This window comes from Halorubrum sp. CGM5_25_10-8B (genome assembly GCF_005435095.1).
GTDB classification, from domain to species: Archaea; Halobacteriota; Halobacteria; order Halobacteriales; family Haloferacaceae; genus Halorubrum; species Halorubrum ezzemoulense.
Window position 1 is genome coordinate 24,245 of record NZ_SGTY01000013.1, and the last position, 17,224, is coordinate 41,468.

Sequence of the window (17,224 nt, forward strand, 5' to 3'; positions counted from 1 at the left end):
TCGACCCGAGACGAGCGTCGTCTCGGCCGACTGACCCCCCCGCGACCGCCCGTCTCTCCGCGGCCGCCGGCGCTCACGGTACGGACGAACATGGCTTCTACGACACACAACACGCGAATGCTCTCGATAACAGACAGATGCCAACGGTAACAGACGCGCTCGGCGGGCGACTGACCGACGCGCTCGGCGCGCAGCGCAGACGAGTCAGGGAGTTCGTCGACGAGACCGAACCCCCCGCGCTGGCGATCATCTCCGCGATGACGCTGTCGCTCTTGGCCACCCTCGTCGGGTTCCTCGCCGTCTCCGACCTCACCATCGTTCCCTTCGTCGTCTTCCTCACGGCGGCGGGGATCGGCTGGTTCCGGTACCAGGAGGAGACCGCGTACACGATCGCGCTGATGATGACGGTGTCGACGATCCTCATCCTCGGACTGATCATCGTCTTCATCTTCCGCGAGTCCGTCCCGGTGATCCGATACGAGAGCGCGACGGCGTTCGGGATCACGGTCCCCGGCCTGCGGATGTTCATCCAGCCGAACTGGGACGCCGTCTCGCCGCCCATCCGGTACTCGATGGTGCCGATGATCCACGGGACGGTGATGGTGACGCTGATCGCCTCCGCGGTCGCCGCGCCCCTCGGTGTTTCCGCGGCGCTCTTCCTCTCGGAGATCGCCCCCGCGACCGTCCGCGAGGTCGTCAAGCCCGGCGTCGAGATCCTCGCCGGCATTCCCTCGATCGTCTACGGGTTCATCGGGTTCACCGTGCTGGGCCCGTGGGCCTCCGACCAGTTCCAGACGACGGGGCAGGGGTCGTACCTGTTCGTCGGCATCGTCGTCGGGCTGATGGCGCTCCCGACCGTCGTCTCCGTGGCCGAAGACGCGCTGAGCAGCGTCCCGGAGTCGATGAAGAGCGGCTCGCTGGCGATGGGAACGACCGACTGGCAGACGATGACCTCGATCACGCTGCCGGCCGCGTTCTCCGGCGTCTCCGCGGCGGTCCTGCTCGGTGTCGGCCGCGCCATCGGCGAGACGATGGCCGCCACGGTGATGCTCCGCGGCGTGCCTCGCCTCACGGAGCCACTCGTCAACGTCTTCTACGGGCAGGAGACGCTGACGTCGATCATCGCGCGGAACTACGGCGAGGCCGACGGCCTCCAGATGGACGCCTTGTTCGTCGCGGGCGTGATCTTGTTCGTCACCGTCCTCGTCATCTCCATCGGCGCGCAGTACATCGAATGGAGAATGCACAAGCGGCTCGGGGGTGAGGTCTGATGGCGGACGCGAGCCAGACGGACGCCAGGCTCGTCGAGTCGGAGACCACGGAGACGGACGCCGTCGCGGGCGTTGCCGTCGGGCTCTCGGCGGTCCTGTTCGCGCTCGCCGTCGCCGCGCTGTTCGAGCGCGTCAGCCTCACCGGCTCGCTGTTCGGGATTCGGACCGTGACGCTGCTCGGCGGGCTCCTGACCGCGCTCGGCGTCGCGGTGGTCGCCTTCGGCGCCGGCTCCCGTCTAGGCTACGTCGAGACCGACCCCGACCCGAGCGCCGGGCTCGTCGCCGGCTTCGGCGCTGCCGTTCCGTGGGTCGTCGTCGGCGGGAGCGTCGCGAGCCAGACGCTCGGTCTCGGCACGACGGTCGGCGTCCTCGCCGGGACGGCCGTCGGCGGCGGCGCGTTCGCGCTCACCGTACTCCCCCGCGAGGACGTAGGGTCGACGCTCCCGCTCGGGAGCCTCCTCGCGCTGACGGGGCTCGTGTTCCTCACCGGCGTCATCGGCCCGACGTGGGTGTGGGAGCTGGACTGGGCCCAGCAGGCGGCCCTCACCGCGGAGTTCCTCATCCCCGCGGCGACGCTGTTCAGCGCGCTGTACGGCGGCTGGGCCTCGGCGAAGGCGTACGGTGGCTTCGGCGCCCGCGGTCGGCACATGGGCGCGTACGTCCTCGTGTACCTGAACGCGCTCTCGATCGTCGCTTTCCTGTTCGTCCTCGTCGCCTTCGTGGTCGTCCAGGGGGTCCCCGGGCTGTTGAACGGCGTCGAGATCGGCCTCGGCACCGGGCCGCAGACGACGGTCCTCGGCGTCTCGGTCACGCTGCCGGTGTCCGTCCCGTTCGTGATGAACGGCGTCGCCCTCTTCAACGACTTCCAGGGCGTGTTGCCCGCGATCGTCGGCACGGTCTGGCTCGTCCTCGGCGCCGTCGTGCTGGCGGTCCCGCTGGGCGTCGGCGCGGCGCTCTTCCTCACCGAGTACGCGGACCGCGGTCGGTTCACCCAGGTCGTCGAGATCGCGACAAACGGGCTGTGGAGCACCCCCAGCATCGTCTTCGGGCTGTTCGGCTTCGCCTTCCTCATCCCGCGGTTCGGCAACGGGAAGTCGCTGCTCTCCGGGATGATCACGCTCGGGTTCATGCTCCTCCCGCTCGTGGTGATCACCTCCCGGGAGGCGATGCTCTCCGTCCCCGACGAGTACCGCGACGCGAGCGCCGCGCTTGGGGTGTCGAAGTGGCAGACGATCCGGAGCGTCGTCCTTCCGGCGGCGCTGCCCGGCGTCGTCACCGGCGTCATCCTCGGCGTCGGTCGGATCGCCGGCGAGACGGCGCCGATCCTGCTGACGATGGCCGGCGGGACGTTCGTTCCCGGCTCGCAGACGGTCGACGTCCTCGGGAGCTTCCAGTTCACGTCCGCGCCGCCGTTCGTCGCCAATCCGGCCCTGCTGGAGGCAACCTCGGCGCTGCCGTACCAGCTGTACGCTCTGATTTCCGCCGGCGTGGGTGCCAGCAGCAACGTCGGCAACGCGGACGAGTTCCGCTGGGCGACGGCGCTGGTGCTGCTCGTCGTCGTCCTCTCATTCTACGCGATCGGCATCGCGACGCGCTACTACTTCCGGCGACGGCTCACACACACCTGAATCCGATGAGCGAGAACACCACCCAACAGACCCAGACCGCATCGACCGACGACCGCTCGCCCACCACGACGACCGGCGAGACCGTCGAGCAGACCCGCGACGAGTGGACCGACTACGAGTTCCGCGGCGACGCGAAGCTGGCCGTCGAGGGCCTCGACGTTCACTACGGCGACGACCACGCGCTGAAGGGCGTCTCGATGGAGATCCCCGAGAAGAGCGTCACCGCCCTGATCGGCCCCTCGGGCTGTGGGAAGTCGACGTACCTCCGGTGTCTCAACCGGATGAACGATCGGGTCAGCTCCGCCCGGATCGACGGCTCGGTGAAGCTCGACGGGCAAGAGATCTACCGGGATGGGGTCAACCTCGTGGAGCTGCGTAAGCGGGTCGGAATGGTGTTCCAGTCGCCGAACCCCTTCCCCAAGACGATCCGCGAGAACATCGCCTACGGGCCAAAGAAGCACGGCGACCTCGACACGGGCCTCCTCGCCCGCCTGCTGAACCGGAGCGACGCCGACGAGCGCGACGCGCTCGTCGAGCGGTGCCTCCGCGACGCGGCGCTATGGGACGAGGTGAGCGACCGGCTCGACGACAACGCGCTCGGGCTCTCGGGCGGCCAGCAACAGCGGCTCTGTATCGCCCGCTGCCTCTCGGTCGACCCGGAGGTCATCCTGATGGACGAGCCGGCGTCCGCCTTGGACCCCATCGCCACGGCGAAGATAGAGGACCTGATCGACGACCTCGCGGAGGAGTACACCGTCGTCATCGTCACGCACAACATGCAGCAGGCGGCCCGGATATCGGACCAGACCGCCGTCTTCCTCACGGGCGGCGAGCTCGTCGAGTACGGCGACACCGATCAGGTGTTCGAGGACCCACACAGCGAGCGCGTCGAGGACTACATCACCGGCAAGTTCGGGTGATCCCATGCCCCGAGAACAGTACCAGGACTCGCTCGACGAGCTCCGGGCGGACGTGCTCGCCATGGGGGATCAGGTGATAGGGCAGGTCGAACGGAGCCTCGACGCCGCGGAGCGCCGCGACGAGTCGCTGGCGCAGAAAGTGGTCGACGCCGACGCCGCGGTCAACGAGACGTACCTGCGCTTGGAGGACCGGTGCGTGGACCTGTTCGCGCTCCAGCAGCCGGTCGCGGGCGACCTCCGACTCGTCACCGCCTCGTTCAAGATCATCACCGACCTCGAACGCATCGGCGACCTCGCGGTCAACCTGGCGGACTACCTCCGGACCGCGACGCGGACGCTCTCGCCGGAGGTTCAGCTCGACGCCATCGGCGAGGCGGCGCGTGACCTCCTCGAACGGGGCCTCGCCGCGTACGAAGCCGAGGACGCGGCCGCGTGCCGCGCGGTCGCGGCCGACGACGACGAGGTCGACGCGCTCTGCCAGCGGGCGAGCGAGAGCGTCACCCGCGATCTGATCGCCGGGACCGACGGGGACGGCTGGGAGGCCGAACGGCTGTTGGACGACGTATCGCGGGTGCTGTTGACGATCCGAGACCTCGAACGGATCGCGGATCACGCCGTGAACATCGCGGCGCGGACGCTGTACATGACCGAAAACGACCCGGAGCTGCTCTACTGAGATGGAGTCGAGAAAGGTCCAAACCGTGGGGAACGGGACGTACACGGTCTCGCTCCCGAAGGACTGGGCGGAGTCGCAGGGCGTCGCGTCCGGCGACACCGTGACGCTCCACGACCACATCGACGGCGTGTTGGCGGTCCAGACCGGGAACGGCGGCGACGGCGACCCGCCCGTCGCCCGGATCGAGTCGGCCGACCCGGAGGTAATCGAGCGGGCGCTGCGGGCGGCCTACGCCGCTGGCGCGCGCGAGGTCACGCTCGAACGGGACGAGCCGCTCACCCCGGACCAGCGGCGCGTCGTCGAGCGGGTCGCCCGCAACCGGATCGGGATGTCGGTGGCCGCGGAGTCGGAGACCGCGACGACGGTTCAGATCATGCTGGACTCGACGGAGGTCTCCGTGAGTCAGTCGCTCCGACAGCTGGCGTTCACGGTCCGCTCGATACACGGCGACGCGGTCGAGGCGCTGGCGACGCCGCCCGACTCGTCGCCGATCGGCTCCCGCGACAAACAGGTCGACCGCCTCGCGTCGATGATCGACCGGTCCGTCTCCCGCGGCATGGCCGACCTCGGGGAGGTCGACGCGCTCGGCACGACCCGCCCGGAGCTGTTCGAGTCGTGGACGGCGATGCGGGAGCTGTGCCGCTTCCGCGACGCGGCGGCGGACATCGGGAGCGCCGCGGCGGCCCTCGACGACCCGCCGTCGGCCGCGCGACTGGCGGCGTGTCGCGACTTCGGTCGCACGGTCCGAGAGGTCGTCTCCGACGGGGTGAGCGTCGCCCTCGGCGACGAGGGCGCCGACGTCGCTCGGAGCGCGGTCGGTGAGCTGCGCCGGGCTCGCGACGACATCGACGCGCTCGATCGGGAACTGGACGAGGCGGGCGCGGGGGCGGCGGAGCTCCGCCGCGTCGCGCGCGCGCTGCGGCGAACCGCGGAGTGCGGGGGCAACGTGGCGGAGATCGGGCTGCGTCGCGCGGTCCGCTGCCGCGAAACGATACGCGACCGCGACCCGGGACGGATGAACGAGTAGATGTCGGGTCCCGCCCAGACCCGCCAAGCGCAACGCCTGTAAGCGCGGGGGGAGAGGAGACTCGTATGACCGTTTGCGAAGCGCCGGGGAAGGTGTACCTCTTCGGCGAACACGCCGTCGTCTACGGCGAGCCGGCCGTGCCCGCGGCGATCGAGCGGCGCGCCACGGTGACCGCCGAGCCGCGCGAGGACGACCACGTGCGCGTCGAGGCCGAGGACCTCTCTCTGAACGGGTTCACCGTGGAGTACGCGGGTGGGACGAGCGACCGGCCCGATGTCGACGTGCCGACGCCGCTCGTCGAGGCCGCGATGGGGTACGTCGACGCGGCCGTCGAGCAGGCGCGCGAGGCGGCCGACGCGCCCGACGCCGGCTTCGACATCACCGTCGAGAGCGACATCCCCCTCGGCGCGGGGCTCGGGTCGTCGGCGGCCGTGGTCGTGGCCGGTATCGACGCCGCGACGCGCGCGCTCGGGGAGCCGCTCGACCGCCGAGAGCTGGCCGAGCGGGCGTATCGGGCCGAGTTCGAGGTCCAGGACGGGCAGGCCTCCAGAGCGGACACCTTCTGCTCGACGATGGGCGGCGCGGTGCGGGTCGAGGGCGACGACTGCGAGCCGATCGACGCGCCGAACCTTCCGTTCGTCGTCGGGTTCGACGGCGGCGCGGGCGATACCGGTGAGCTGGTCGCCGGTGTCCGCGAACTGCGGGCGGAACACGAGTTCGCCGCCGACACGGTCGAATCGATCGGCGACCTCGTCCGGACGGGCGAGGAACTGCTCGCGGATGCCGACCCCGAGAGCGACCCCGACCCGGCGCTGCTCGCGGAACTCGGCGAGCTGATGGACTTCAACCACGGACTGTTAGCGGCGCTCGGCGTCTCCGCCCGGTCGCTCGACGCCATGGTGTGGGCCGCGCGGGACGCGGGCGCGCACGGTGCGAAGCTCACCGGTGCGGGCGGCGGCGGCTGTATCGTCGCGCTCGACGAAAGCGACGCGACGGAGACCGCGCTCTCGTTCACGCAGGGCTGCGAGGAATCGTTCCGCGCCGAGCTGGCGACCGAGGGCGTCCGGGTGGTGGAGCCGTGACGGGGGGCGAAGCCGTCAGTAACGACGACGCCGGCGGAGAGTCCGCTCCCCCCGTCGTCCTCAAGCTCGGCGGGAGTCTGATCACGGAGAAGAACGAGCCCGAAACCCTCGACGAGGCGGCGCTCCACGCGGCCTGCGACGCCGTCGCGGACGCCCTCGCGGCGGGTACGGCCGACCGGCTCGTCGTCGTCCACGGCGGCGGGAGCTTCGGCCACCACCACGCCAGCGAGCACGGCGTGTCGACGACAGACGGGACGCGGGACGCCGAGGCGGCGGCCGCGATTCACGGGGCGATGAAGCGGCTGAACGCGCACGTGTTAGAACGACTCCGCGAGCACGGGGTCCCGGCGGTGCCGGTTCACCCGCTGTCGCTCGCGGCGCGGGCCGGCGGCGCGGACGGCGGGCTCGACCTCCCGCTCGGGTCGACGGCGACGCTGCTCGGCGAGGGGTTCGTTCCGGTCCTCCATGGCGACGGCGTGGCGACGGCGGGCGACGGGGTGACGGTCGTCTCGGGTGACGAGCTGGTCGTCGAGCTCGCGTCCGGACTTGGCGCACGCCGCGTTGGGGTCTGCTCGACGGTGCCCGGCGTCCTCGACGGCGACGGCGACGTGATCCCAGCGATCGACGACTTCGGGTCGGTCGCGGACGCCCTCGGCGCGAGCGGCGCCACCGATGTCTCCGGCGGCATGGCCGCGAAGGTGCGGGAGCTGCTCGCGCTGGACGCGCCGGCGTACGTGTTCGGCGCAGAGGGGCTGGTCCCGTTCCTGCGCGGCGAGGGCGCGGGGACCCGGATCGATTGAGCGGGTGACCGCGGGCGCGTCGCAAACGGTGGCGCGCCCCCGTACAGAACCCTTATTCGACCCACGGCCCTCCTCCCCGGCATGAACGAATCGGACGTACGGGAGCGGCTCGCGGAGGTGCGGGACCCCGACCTCGGCGGCGACATCGTCTCGCTCGGGCTGGTGAACGGCGTCGACGTCGACGAGGCGGACGGAACGGTCCACGTGTCGCTCGCGCTCGGCGCCCCTTTCTCGCCGACCGAGTCGGCCATCGCCGACGACGTGCGCGAGGCGCTCGCCGACACCGGGCTCGACGTCGAGCTGTCGGCGTCGATCCCGGACGACCTCTCGACCGAGGAGCAGGTCCTCCCCGGCGTACAGAACGTGATCGCGGTCGCCTCCGGGAAGGGCGGGGTCGGGAAGTCGACGATGGCGGTCAACATCGCGGCCGGGCTCTCCAAACTCGGCGCCCGCGTCGGCCTGTTCGACGCCGACGTGTACGGGCCCAACGTCCCGCGGATGGTGTCCGCGGAGCAGCGCCCGGAAACCGACGGCGAGACGATCGTGCCACCGGAGCGGTTCGGCGTGAAGCTGATGAGCATGGACTTCCTCACCGGCGAGGACGACCCCGTCATCTGGCGCGGCCCGATGGTCCACAAGATCATCACCCAACTCGTCGAGGACGTGGAGTGGGGCGAGCTCGACTACCTCGTGATGGACCTCCCGCCGGGCACCGGCGACACACAGCTCACGATCCTCCAGACGCTGCCGCTGACGGGGGCCGTGATCGTCACCACGCCGCAGGACGTGGCGCTCGACGACGCGGTGAAGGGGCTCCGGATGTTCGGTAAACACGACACGAACGTCCTCGGTATCGCGGAGAACATGGCCGGCTTCCGCTGCCCGGACTGCGGCGGCTTTCACGAGATATTCGGCTCCGGCGGCGGGAAGGCGCTCGCCGCGGACCACGACCTGCCCTTCCTCGGCGGCGTCCCGCTCGACCCCGCGGTCCGGACGGGCGGCGACGACGGCGAGCCCGTCGTCTTGGAGGACGGCGAGACCGCAGACGCGTTCAAGCTGCTCGTCGAGAACGTCGCGAACAACGCCGGGGTCGTCCGCCGCCGCGGGGTGAGCGGCGAGCGATGACCGACGCGGACGACGGCGCGGGGGCCGGCGACGAAACCGGGGCGACCGGCGACGACCCGGAGGACCCCCTCGCGGCCGCGGGCGTCGACCCGGTGGTACCGGACGAGGCGTCGGGCGCGGAGATCCCGGCCGACGCGGAGGTGCGGGAGTTCCTCCGCGAGGTGGCGGCGGACGTACGCGCGGAGAGCTCGGAGAGCAAGCAGCTCTCGGCGATCCTCTACCGGGTGTCGGACTTATACGACGAGGAGGAGGAGACGTCGCCGGAGGAGATCTACCTCAACGTCCGGCACATCATGCGTATCAAGGCGGAGGGCGGGCTGCGTCGCTGAGGCCGCCGGAGCGGACGGCAGTCACGTCGCCGGGCGGGGTCAGTCGTCCGCGTCGGCCGCCGGGGCGGAGTCGATCGGGCTATCGTCCAGCGGCGTCGCGTCGTCGACGACGCGCGCGAGTCCGAGGCGCTCGGCCGTCTCCGGCGTCGGGAGCCCCCGTTCGCCCCACCCGCGTGCCGCGTAGTACCGATCGAGCAGGCGGTCGAACGCGTCGACGTCGACGCCCGGCGTCCCGTCGGCCGCGTCGGTGCGGAGCGGCTCAGGGAGCGCGTCGTCCGCGCGGTCGAATCCCTCTCGGGCGTTGAACAGTCGGGTGAGCGTCCAGATGCGCTCGCCGGTCGTCGCGAGCGCGGCGGGGGAGGGATCCGGTCGGCCAGCGTCCCTCGCGTCCCCGCGTTCCGACTCGTCGCGGTGCGGGCCGCCGCAGTCGTCGACCGCCGGGTGCTCGATCGCCGCGAGCCACTCCGCGCCGAGGTCGGCACAGACCGCCTCGCCGACGAAGTCGTCGACGACGAGGCTCCACAGGACCGAGCGCGCGTTCTGCTCCCCGACCACGTCGCGCACCCGGTCGGCGAGGGAGCGGTCGGGACGTGCCAGCGGCTCGCGCTCCTGCGGTCGCGCGCGCCGGTGACACGCGCCGCGGTCGCTCGTCGCGTACGCGAGCGCGACGCCGACCGCCGCGCGCGGGTCGAAGCCGGGCAGCGCCATCGACTTCACCGTCGGCACAAGCGCGTCGCCGCCGAATTGGGCCACCGCGGCGTCGACCCCGTCGGCGAGGGCGTCCGGGAGGTCCGGGTCCACGTCGAGATCGGCCGGGGGGTCGCGGGCCGCGATCGCCTTCAGCAGGTGCTCTGCGCCAGCGGCGTCACCGAAGTCGACCGGGCAGTCGACGACCCCAGCCCGCCCGGCGCGGATCGCCCAAGCGACCGCGCTGCCCGCGCCGATCACGTCGAGGCCGAGACGGTCGCAGACCCCGCAGAGCTCCGCGACGCGGTCGAAGTCGTCGATCCCGAGGCCGGCGCCGAGCGTGATCGGGGCCGCGCCGCGCGGCACGACCTCGCCGTCGGACGTGTCGATCCGGAACCCGCCGGGGACGGCCGAGTCGCCCTCCCTGACTCCCTCGCGTCCGGCCGCGCGCTCCGCCGCGGCCTCGACGCCGATGTCGTCGACTCCGTCGAAGCCGGTCTCCGTCCATCCCTCGGCCGCGAGGATCCCGACCTCGTCCGCGTAGTCGACCGTCTCGATCGTCTCGCCGGCCGCCTGCCACTCGCCGGTCGGCCGCCGCCCGTACGTCTCGGCGTCGCGGTCGCGGCGGGCGGCGAGGTCGTCCGGGACCGCCGGCGGGGGGTCGCGGGCGACGACGGCCTTCAGCCGCTTCGCGCCCATCACCGCGCCGGCGCCGCCGCGCCCGGCGTGGTGGTCGCCGCCGTCGCTCGCGATCGTCGCGTACGCCGCCTCGCGCTCGCCGGCCGGGCCGACGCAGGCGACGCCGGCGTCCGGGAACCGCTCGGCGGTCTCGGCGGCGTCGTCGCCCCACGCGTCGGTCGGCTTGACCCGGGCGCGACCCCCCTCGACCTCGATCCGGACCGGTCTGTCGGCGGTCCCGGTCACGAGCAGGCCGATGCAGTCGTCGAGCGACCCCGCGAGCCGGACGGCGAAGTCGCCGCCGGCGTACGAGTCGAGGAACCCGCCGGTGAGCGGCGACTTCGTCACTGCGGCGTACCGGGTCTCTCCCGGTAGGAAGCCCGCGAGCGGCCCGACGAGGAACGCGAGGAGATTCTCCGGCCCCGTCGGGTCCGTTCCCGGCGAGAGTTCCTCGTAGAGGTAGCGCGCTCCGATCCCCTTCCCGCCAACGAAGTCGCGTCGCCAGTCCCGCGGGACCCGTTCGCTGGTAGTCTCGCGCGTCGAGAGGTCCACGCGAATGACTCGGGTGCGGTTTCGGCGCATCCGGTTGACCTGCGTGGCGGAGTCGTATCAATTTGTCCGCCGCCGCGACGCCGCCGGTCGGCCGCCCGTCCGACCGCCAGAGTGAGGTCCGATGCGACTGAACGCCCCGGCATGGACCTGACGACCGCGCTCGACGCCCGCGACGCGACCGTTTGCGTCGTCGGCGCGGGCGGCAAGAAGTCGACGCTGTTCGCGCTCGCCGACCGGCTCGACCGGCCGGTCGTGACCGCGAGCGTCCGAATACCGATCTTCGACGACCGGGTCGCCGCGGTGCGCGTGACCGCGGACCCGGTGGCCGCGCTCGGCGAGGCGGGACCCGACGAGTGGCCGCTCGGGCTGGTCCCCGAGCGCGACCGGTCGGACCGGTACCTCGGGTACGACACGGAGACCGTCGCCGAGATCGCCGACGCCGCGCCCGGCGCGACGCTCGTGAAGGCGGACGGGGCGCGCCTCCGCGAGTTCAAGGCGCCGGGCGACCGCGAGCCGCAGATCCCGTCGAACGCGGACATCGTCGCCCCGATCGCGAGCGCGCACGTCGTCGGCGAACCGCTCACGGAGGAGCACGTCCACCGCCCCGAGGAGGTCGCCGCGATCACGGGCCGCGAGATCGGCGACGAGATCCGCCCGGCCGACGTCGCGACGGTCCTCGCGAGTCCCGCGGGCGGGCTGAAGGGGGTCCCCGGCGACGCGACCGCGATCCCGGTCGTGAACAAGGTCGACGACGAGGCGGACGCCGCCGCGGCCCGGGCGCTCGCCGGGGAGATCCTCATGCGCGCGAACGTGCCGCGCGTCGTTCTCACGCGCCTGACCGCGGACGATCCGGTCGTCGAAATCGTGGAGTAGCGGCGGCGGTCTGGCCGTGCTCGGCCCGGTTCCGTCAGACCGGTTCCTCCAGTATCGTCTCATCCCCGTGCTGGACGACGGCGCGCTCCGGGACGGGAGTCTCCGTGAACGCGACGGCGACTGAGTGCGCGTGGGGCTCAGCGATGTCCGAGCAGCGGCCGACGTCCGAGTCGGGGTCGTCCTCGGAGACGATCCGGAGGCGGAGCGTCCCGTCGTCGAGCGCCGCCTCGAACAGCGTGACGCGTTCACAGCGGCGGGGGCCGTCGAGGAGCGATCCCGCCACGACCAGCCGCGGCGTATCTTCGTCGAGGCGCCGGCGAACCTCGGCGATGTCGATTTCCGCCGGGTCATCGCTCCACGGCGGGGTGGGACACCCTGCGAGCGCGGCGGTCGAGACGGCGGCCGCGGACGCGAGGAGGGCTCTGCGTCGCATGCCCGGAGCGACGCGGAGGGCCGTGAAGTGTTTCCGTGGTCGGGGGTGGGGTCGAGCGGCTCGGGAGGAGTGGCCGCCGCCACCGCCGCATCCGAAACCACTATCCCCGATCCGGCGAACTTCCGGGTATGGACTGGCCACACGACCCCGACGGCGAGCAGGGGAGCGAGGGCATGCGGCAGTACGGCCACGCCGTGCTCGCGAAGAAGGTCAACGAGGATGAGGACTTCCCGCTGACCGCCGCGGAGTACGTCGAGCAGTACGGCGACCACCCGATCCGGATCGACTACGAGACGGTCGTCTCCGTCGAGGAGATATTCGAGAACGTCGAGCAGGAGGAGTTCGCGGACTTCGTCGAGTTCCATCAGGAGCTCGGCCGCGCGATGCGGGAGAACGGATACTGGTTCTACGAGGGCGCCGACCAGTTCGTGGACGGCAGCGCCTGACTGCTCGAACACTCGTTCCGGCGTCGTTCTCTTTCCCGAAGCCTCGGCTGTTCTGCGATACGTCGTCGCCACCGCGAGGAGCACTTCCGAAGCCCCAGCCGCAAGGCGGGCGCACGCTCGCTGTGCGCTTCGGTCGCTCGCGCTGCTCTCCCTCCAGTGCTTGCGCCACCTGCGCCCGCCTCGCGACTGCCCCTTCGAGTCCCGTCCCGCACCGCGACCGCACCTCACACCTCCCCAGCCTCGTCGACCGGCCGGAGCAACGCGGAGGGCGGTCGACTCCAGCGAGGGACCGAAGGTCCCTCTGGCAGCCGGCGCTACGCGCCGGCGACCTCGCGCGTGCGACTCGCGGCCTTCGGGCGCTCGTCGGCACGCGCCACCGCGGTTCGTTCGTATCGCTTGGCCGGCCCTCGACTCTTTTAAGAACGCGGGGGGCGAGCGAGCCACCATGGACCACGAGCGGATCGCCGTCCTCGCCCACGAGAAGTTCCCCGACCGCGCGAAGACCGCGCTCGGCGTGCTGCGCTACGGCGACCAAGACGTCCGGGCCGTCCTCGACCGCGACCGCGCCGGCGACCGCGTGAGCGATCACGTCGCGGACGTGGGGGACGCGCCGATCGTCGCGTCGTTCGAGGAGGCGCACGCGGCGGCCGACGGCGACCTCGACGCCTTGTACATCGGAATCGCGCCGATCGGCGGCGGCTTCGACGAGTCGTGGCGGTCGGACGTCGAGGCCGCGATCGAGGCGGGCTGTGACGTGGTGAGCGGTCTCCACTACTTCCTGAACGAGGACGAGGAGCTGGCCGCGCTCGCGGACGACCACGGTGTCGACCTCGTCGACGTGCGCGAGCCGGACGACGACCTCACGGTCGCGACGGGCGCGTCCGGCGACGTGGACGCCGACGTGCTGCTCACTGTCGGGACCGACTGCTCGGTCGGGAAGATGACCGCCTCGCTGGAGATCGTCGCGGCCGCCCGCGAGCGCGGCATCGACGCCGCGTTCGTCCCGACCGGGCAGACCGGGATCATGATCGCCGGCTGGGGGAACCCGATCGACCGCGTCGTCTCCGACTTCGCCGCCGGCGCGGTCGAGGACATGCTCGCCGAGGTCGGCGACGACCACGACCTCCTCGTCGTCGAGGGGCAGGGGAGCATCGTCCACCCCGCCTACTCGGCGGTCACCTGCGGCATCCTCCACGGGTCGATGGCCGACGGGCTCGTCCTCTGTCACGCCGCGGGCCGCGAGGTCGTCCACGGTTACGAGGAGTTCGCCCTCCCGCCGCTCGCCGACTACGTCGACCTCTACCAGGACTTGGCGGCGCCCGTCCACGAGGCGAGCGTCGTCGCGGGGGCGGTGAACACGAAGGACATCGACGAGGACGAGGCGGCCGCCGAGGCGGTCGCCGCGTTCGCCGACGAGACCGGGGTTCCCGCGATCGACCCGGTACGCCACGGCGCGGACGCCGTCGTCGACGCCGCCCTTGACGCCGGACTGGGCGCGGTCGACGCCGCGGACGCCGACTCGGAGGTCGACGGGGAGGAAGCGGCCGAATGAGCCTCGACACCGAGTTCGAGCGGGTGTCGCTGCCGCTCGAGAACGCGTTCACCATCTCGCGGGGGACGCAGACGGCGGCCGAGAACGTGGTCGTCCGCGTGACGGACGACGCGGGGATGACCGGGGTCGGCGGCGCGGCGCCGTCGACCCACTACGGCGAGACGGCCGACACGGTCGCGGCGGTCATGCCGGACCTCCTCGACGCCGTCGAGCGCGTCGGCGACCCCCACGCAGTCCGCGAGATCGAGACCGAGCTGCGGGCGGTCGTGAACGGGAACCCCGCCGCCCGCTGTGCCGTCTCGATCGCCGTCCACGACCTCGCCGCGAAGCGGCTCGGCGTCCCCCTCCACCGCCTGTGGGGGCTCGACCCGAGCGACGCGCCGAAGACGTCGTTCACCGTCGGACTCGACGAGACCGACCGCGTCCGCGAGAAGGCCGCCGACGCCGTCGCGGCGGGCCACGACGTGTTGAAGCTCAAGCTCGGGACCGACCGCGACCGCGAGCTGGTCGACGCCGTCCGCGAGGCGGCGCCCGACGCGCGGCTCCGGGTCGACGCGAACGAGGCGTGGACGCCGAAGGAGGCGGTCGCGAAGAGCGCGTGGCTCGCCGACCGCGACGTGGAGTTCGTCGAGCAGCCCGTCTCGGCCGACGACCCCGAGGGGCTCCGGTACGTCTACGAGCGGTCGGAACTCCCGATCGCCGCCGACGAGTCCTGCGTGACCGCGGCGGACGTGCCCGCGATCGCCGACCGCTGCGACATCGCGAACCTGAAGCTGATGAAGGCCGGGAGCCTGTCCGAGGCCCGGCGGGTGATCGCCGCCGCGCGAGCGCACGGGCTGGAGGTGATGTGCGGCTGTATGATCGAGTCGAACGCCTCCATCGCGGCCGCCGCGCAGCTCGCGCCCCTCCTCGATTACGCCGATATCGACGGGTCGCTGCTGCTCGACGACGACCCGTACGAGGGTATCGACCTCCCGGACGGTGAGATCCGGCTCGCCGATCAGGACCGCGCGGGGACCGGCGCGCGCCCGGCGTCGGAGTGAACCGAGTCTGAGGCGGGGACGAAAGGAACGGGGACCGCGGGGACCGAGCGCAGATCTGCTGGGGACCTCAGTTCCGCTTCTCGTCGGCTTGAGACTCCGACTCCTCTAGCTCAACGTCGAGCTCCTCGTCGAGGTCGGCGTTCGCATCACCGTCAAGATCGCTCTCTAAGTCGTCGGCGTCGATCTCCGACTCGATGTCCTCCAGTTCGGCGTCGACGTCCTCGTCGCTGACGGCGGCCTCGCCGTTCGACGACTCGCCCTTGCCGAGCTCGCCCTTCAGCGTCTCCAGCTCGGCGTCGACCTCGCTGTTCGTCGAGAGGCTCTCCAGCTCGCGGTCGATGCTGTCCTTGTCGGAGAGCGCGTCTTCGAACGCGCCGGAGTCCTCCAGCTCGTCCATCGCCTCCGAGCGCGCCTCCATCTCCTCGGTGCGCTCCTCGGCGCGCTCGATGGAGCGGCTCACGTCCTCCATCTCGTCGCCGACGCCCGTCATCGCCTCGGAGACGCGGGTGGACGCCTCGGCCGCCTCGTAGCGGGCCTTCATCGTCTCCTTCTTGGTGCGGAACTCCTCGATGCGGTTCTGGAGCTTGTTCTTCTTCTCGACGAGCTGCTCTTGGGTGTTGTTCAGGTCGGCGATCTGCCCTTCGAGCTCCTCGATCTGGGTCATCTTCGACTTCTTCTTCTCGAGGGCCTTGCGCGCGAGGTCGTCGCGGTCCTGCTGGACCGCCTCGCGAGCCTGTCGGTTGTGCTTCTCGACGTTCTCCTCGAGCTTGCGCTTCTGGATCTCCAGGCGCTTCTTCTGGGTCGTCAGGTCGGCGATCCCCTGTTTGACATCTTGGAGTTCGTCGCGCATCTGTTCGTACGAGTAGTCGAGCGATTCCGTCGGGTCCTCCGCCCGGTTGAGGAGGGCGTTCACCTTCGAGCGGACGACGTAGGAGGCGCGCGAGAGGATTCCCATACCACATCGTACGCGTTCCACCCGTTAAAACCTCATGCGGTTCGCGGCGCCAGCGCGGGCAACGCGCCGGAGACACCGCCGTCGTCGTCGCCGACGCGCGCCGGCCGCGGCGGCCGAGCGCCCCCGCGGCGGCGCTTCCTGAACACTTATTCGTGACGTTCGTGTAGCCTCGGCCATGGACATCGGCGTGTTGACGGTCCCACTGGGCGGCGAACCGCTCGACGACGCGGCCGAGTACCTCGACGGCATCGGCGTCGACGCCGTCGAACTCGGTGTCGGCGGCTGGCCCGGCGAGGACCACGTCGACCGCGAAGCGCTCCTCGACGACCCGGCCGGGAGAGAGGAGCTGCTCTCGCTGCTCGACGACCGCGGGCTGCGGATCTCGGCGCTGGCGACGCACAACAACCCGCTCCACCCCGACGAGGAGCGGGCCGCGGCGGCCGACCGCGAGCTGCGCGAGGCGATCGAGTTAGCCGACCTGCTCGGCGTCGACACGGTCACCTGTTTCTCCGGGCTCCCGGCGGGCGCGCCCGGCGACTCAACGCCGAACTGGGTCACGGCGCCGTGGCCGACCGAACACGCCGACGCGCTCGACTACCAGTGGGACGAGGTCGCGATCCCGTACTGGCGCGACGTGGCGGCCCACGCCGACCACCACGGGGTCGACGTGGCTATCGAGATGCACCCGAACATGCTGGTCTACGAGCCGACCGGACTGGTCGCGCTGCGGGAGGCGACGAACGACCGGATCGGCGCCAACTTCGATCCCTCGCACCTCTACTGGCAGGGGATCGACGTGACGGAGGCGATCCGGTTCCTCGGCGAGCGCGACGCGATCCACCACGTCCACGCGAAGGACACGAAGGTGTACGAGGCCGAGAGCCGCGTGAAGGGCGTGCTCGACACGACGAGCTACGCCGACACCGCAGACCGCTCGTGGCTGTTCCGTTCGATCGGCTACGGCCACGGCGAGGAACACTGGAAGGACGTGGTCTCGACGCTCCGGCTGGTCGACTACGAGGGCGCGCTCTCCATCGAACACGAGGACGCGCTCACCTCCTCGCGCGAGGGATTAGAGAAGGCGGTCGACGTGTTGGACCGGGCGGTGTTCGAGACGGAACCGGGCGACGCGTACTGGGCGGAGTGA

17 protein-coding genes are annotated in these 17,224 nt (G+C 71.5%); 14 read left to right on the forward strand and 3 right to left on the reverse strand.

Annotated elements, in window-relative coordinates; genetic code table 11:
• Positions 1-137 precede the first annotated feature (137 nt).
• From pstC to EXE51_RS12740, 9 genes are all read left to right on the forward strand, one after another.
• Positions 138-1,271 carry a phosphate ABC transporter permease subunit PstC gene (gene pstC / locus EXE51_RS12700; protein ID WP_086219731.1) on the forward strand — a complete coding sequence of 378 codons (1,134 nt, stop codon included), beginning with the start codon at positions 138-140 and terminating at the stop codon, positions 1,269-1,271.
• A complete protein-coding gene (gene pstA, locus EXE51_RS12705; protein ID WP_089308628.1) occupies positions 1,271-2,899 on the forward strand; it encodes a phosphate ABC transporter permease PstA in 1,629 nt (542 codons plus the stop codon). The genes pstC and pstA overlap by 1 nt, the downstream gene beginning before the upstream one ends.
• A gap of 5 nt (positions 2,900-2,904) precedes the next feature.
• On the forward strand, positions 2,905-3,819 hold the full coding sequence (gene pstB, locus EXE51_RS12710; RefSeq protein WP_137692791.1) for a phosphate ABC transporter ATP-binding protein PstB: 915 nt from the start codon (positions 2,905-2,907) through the stop codon (positions 3,817-3,819).
• Between the two features lie 4 nt (positions 3,820-3,823).
• Complete coding sequence (gene phoU / locus EXE51_RS12715) at positions 3,824-4,495, forward strand: phosphate signaling complex protein PhoU (RefSeq protein WP_137692792.1); 672 nt, start codon at positions 3,824-3,826, stop codon at positions 4,493-4,495.
• Position 4,496: 1 nt separating this feature from the next.
• A complete protein-coding gene (locus EXE51_RS12720) occupies positions 4,497-5,522 on the forward strand; it encodes an AbrB/MazE/SpoVT family DNA-binding domain-containing protein (protein ID WP_137692793.1) in 1,026 nt (341 codons plus the stop codon).
• A gap of 65 nt (positions 5,523-5,587) precedes the next feature.
• A complete protein-coding gene (gene mvk, locus EXE51_RS12725) occupies positions 5,588-6,604 on the forward strand; it encodes a mevalonate kinase (protein ID WP_094494575.1) in 1,017 nt (338 codons plus the stop codon).
• On the forward strand, positions 6,601-7,404 hold the full coding sequence (locus tag EXE51_RS12730) for an isopentenyl phosphate kinase (protein ID WP_137692794.1): 804 nt from the start codon (positions 6,601-6,603) through the stop codon (positions 7,402-7,404). Before mvk ends, EXE51_RS12730 begins: the two co-directional genes overlap by 4 nt.
• Before the next feature lie 81 nt (positions 7,405-7,485).
• The gene (locus EXE51_RS12735; RefSeq protein WP_049930759.1) at positions 7,486-8,529 is read left to right on the forward strand and encodes an Mrp/NBP35 family ATP-binding protein; all 1,044 of its coding nucleotides are present in this window, start codon (positions 7,486-7,488) and stop codon (positions 8,527-8,529) included.
• A complete protein-coding gene (locus tag EXE51_RS12740) occupies positions 8,526-8,858 on the forward strand; it encodes a hypothetical protein (protein ID WP_049930761.1) in 333 nt (110 codons plus the stop codon). Before EXE51_RS12735 ends, EXE51_RS12740 begins: the two co-directional genes overlap by 4 nt.
• 39 nt (positions 8,859-8,897) lie before the next feature.
• Here the strand turns inward: EXE51_RS12740 and EXE51_RS12745 are convergent, their stop codons facing one another.
• Positions 8,898-10,805: an aldehyde ferredoxin oxidoreductase family protein gene (locus EXE51_RS12745; RefSeq protein ID WP_137692795.1), complete on the reverse strand. Its 1,908-nt coding sequence runs from the start codon at positions 10,803-10,805 to the stop codon at positions 8,898-8,900.
• A 111-nt stretch (positions 10,806-10,916) separates the two neighbouring features.
• Here EXE51_RS12745 and yqeC point away from each other — a divergent pair, with 111 nt between their 5' ends.
• Positions 10,917-11,648 (forward strand): selenium cofactor biosynthesis protein YqeC, encoded by a 732-nt coding sequence (yqeC, locus tag EXE51_RS12750; protein ID WP_137692796.1) that lies wholly within the window; start codon positions 10,917-10,919, stop codon positions 11,646-11,648.
• A gap of 34 nt (positions 11,649-11,682) precedes the next feature.
• Here the strand turns inward: yqeC and EXE51_RS12755 are convergent, their stop codons facing one another.
• Positions 11,683-12,081 (reverse strand): hypothetical protein, encoded by a 399-nt coding sequence (locus tag EXE51_RS12755; RefSeq protein ID WP_137692797.1) that lies wholly within the window; start codon positions 12,079-12,081, stop codon positions 11,683-11,685.
• Between the two features lie 128 nt (positions 12,082-12,209).
• Between EXE51_RS12755 and EXE51_RS12760 the strand changes: the two genes are divergently transcribed.
• The 3 genes from EXE51_RS12760 to EXE51_RS12770 all read left to right on the forward strand — a co-directional run bounded on the left by EXE51_RS12760 (position 12,210) and on the right by EXE51_RS12770 (position 15,122).
• Positions 12,210-12,527, forward strand: coding sequence for a DUF5785 family protein (locus EXE51_RS12760; protein WP_049930768.1), 318 nt, complete (start codon positions 12,210-12,212; stop codon positions 12,525-12,527).
• A 445-nt stretch (positions 12,528-12,972) separates the two neighbouring features.
• Positions 12,973-14,079, forward strand: coding sequence for a DUF1611 domain-containing protein (locus EXE51_RS12765; protein ID WP_094494572.1), 1,107 nt, complete (start codon positions 12,973-12,975; stop codon positions 14,077-14,079).
• Positions 14,076-15,122: a dipeptide epimerase gene (locus tag EXE51_RS12770; RefSeq protein WP_137690721.1), complete on the forward strand. Its 1,047-nt coding sequence runs from the start codon at positions 14,076-14,078 to the stop codon at positions 15,120-15,122. Before EXE51_RS12765 ends, EXE51_RS12770 begins: the two co-directional genes overlap by 4 nt.
• A gap of 67 nt (positions 15,123-15,189) precedes the next feature.
• Here EXE51_RS12770 and EXE51_RS12775 read toward each other — a convergent pair whose 3' ends face one another.
• Entirely contained in the window at positions 15,190-16,077 is an 888-nt protein-coding gene (locus EXE51_RS12775; RefSeq protein ID WP_086216435.1) for a PspA/IM30 family protein, read from the reverse strand.
• A 175-nt stretch (positions 16,078-16,252) separates the two neighbouring features.
• Here EXE51_RS12775 and EXE51_RS12780 point away from each other — a divergent pair, with 175 nt between their 5' ends.
• Positions 16,253-17,224: a sugar phosphate isomerase/epimerase gene (locus EXE51_RS12780; protein WP_137692798.1), complete on the forward strand. Its 972-nt coding sequence runs from the start codon at positions 16,253-16,255 to the stop codon at positions 17,222-17,224.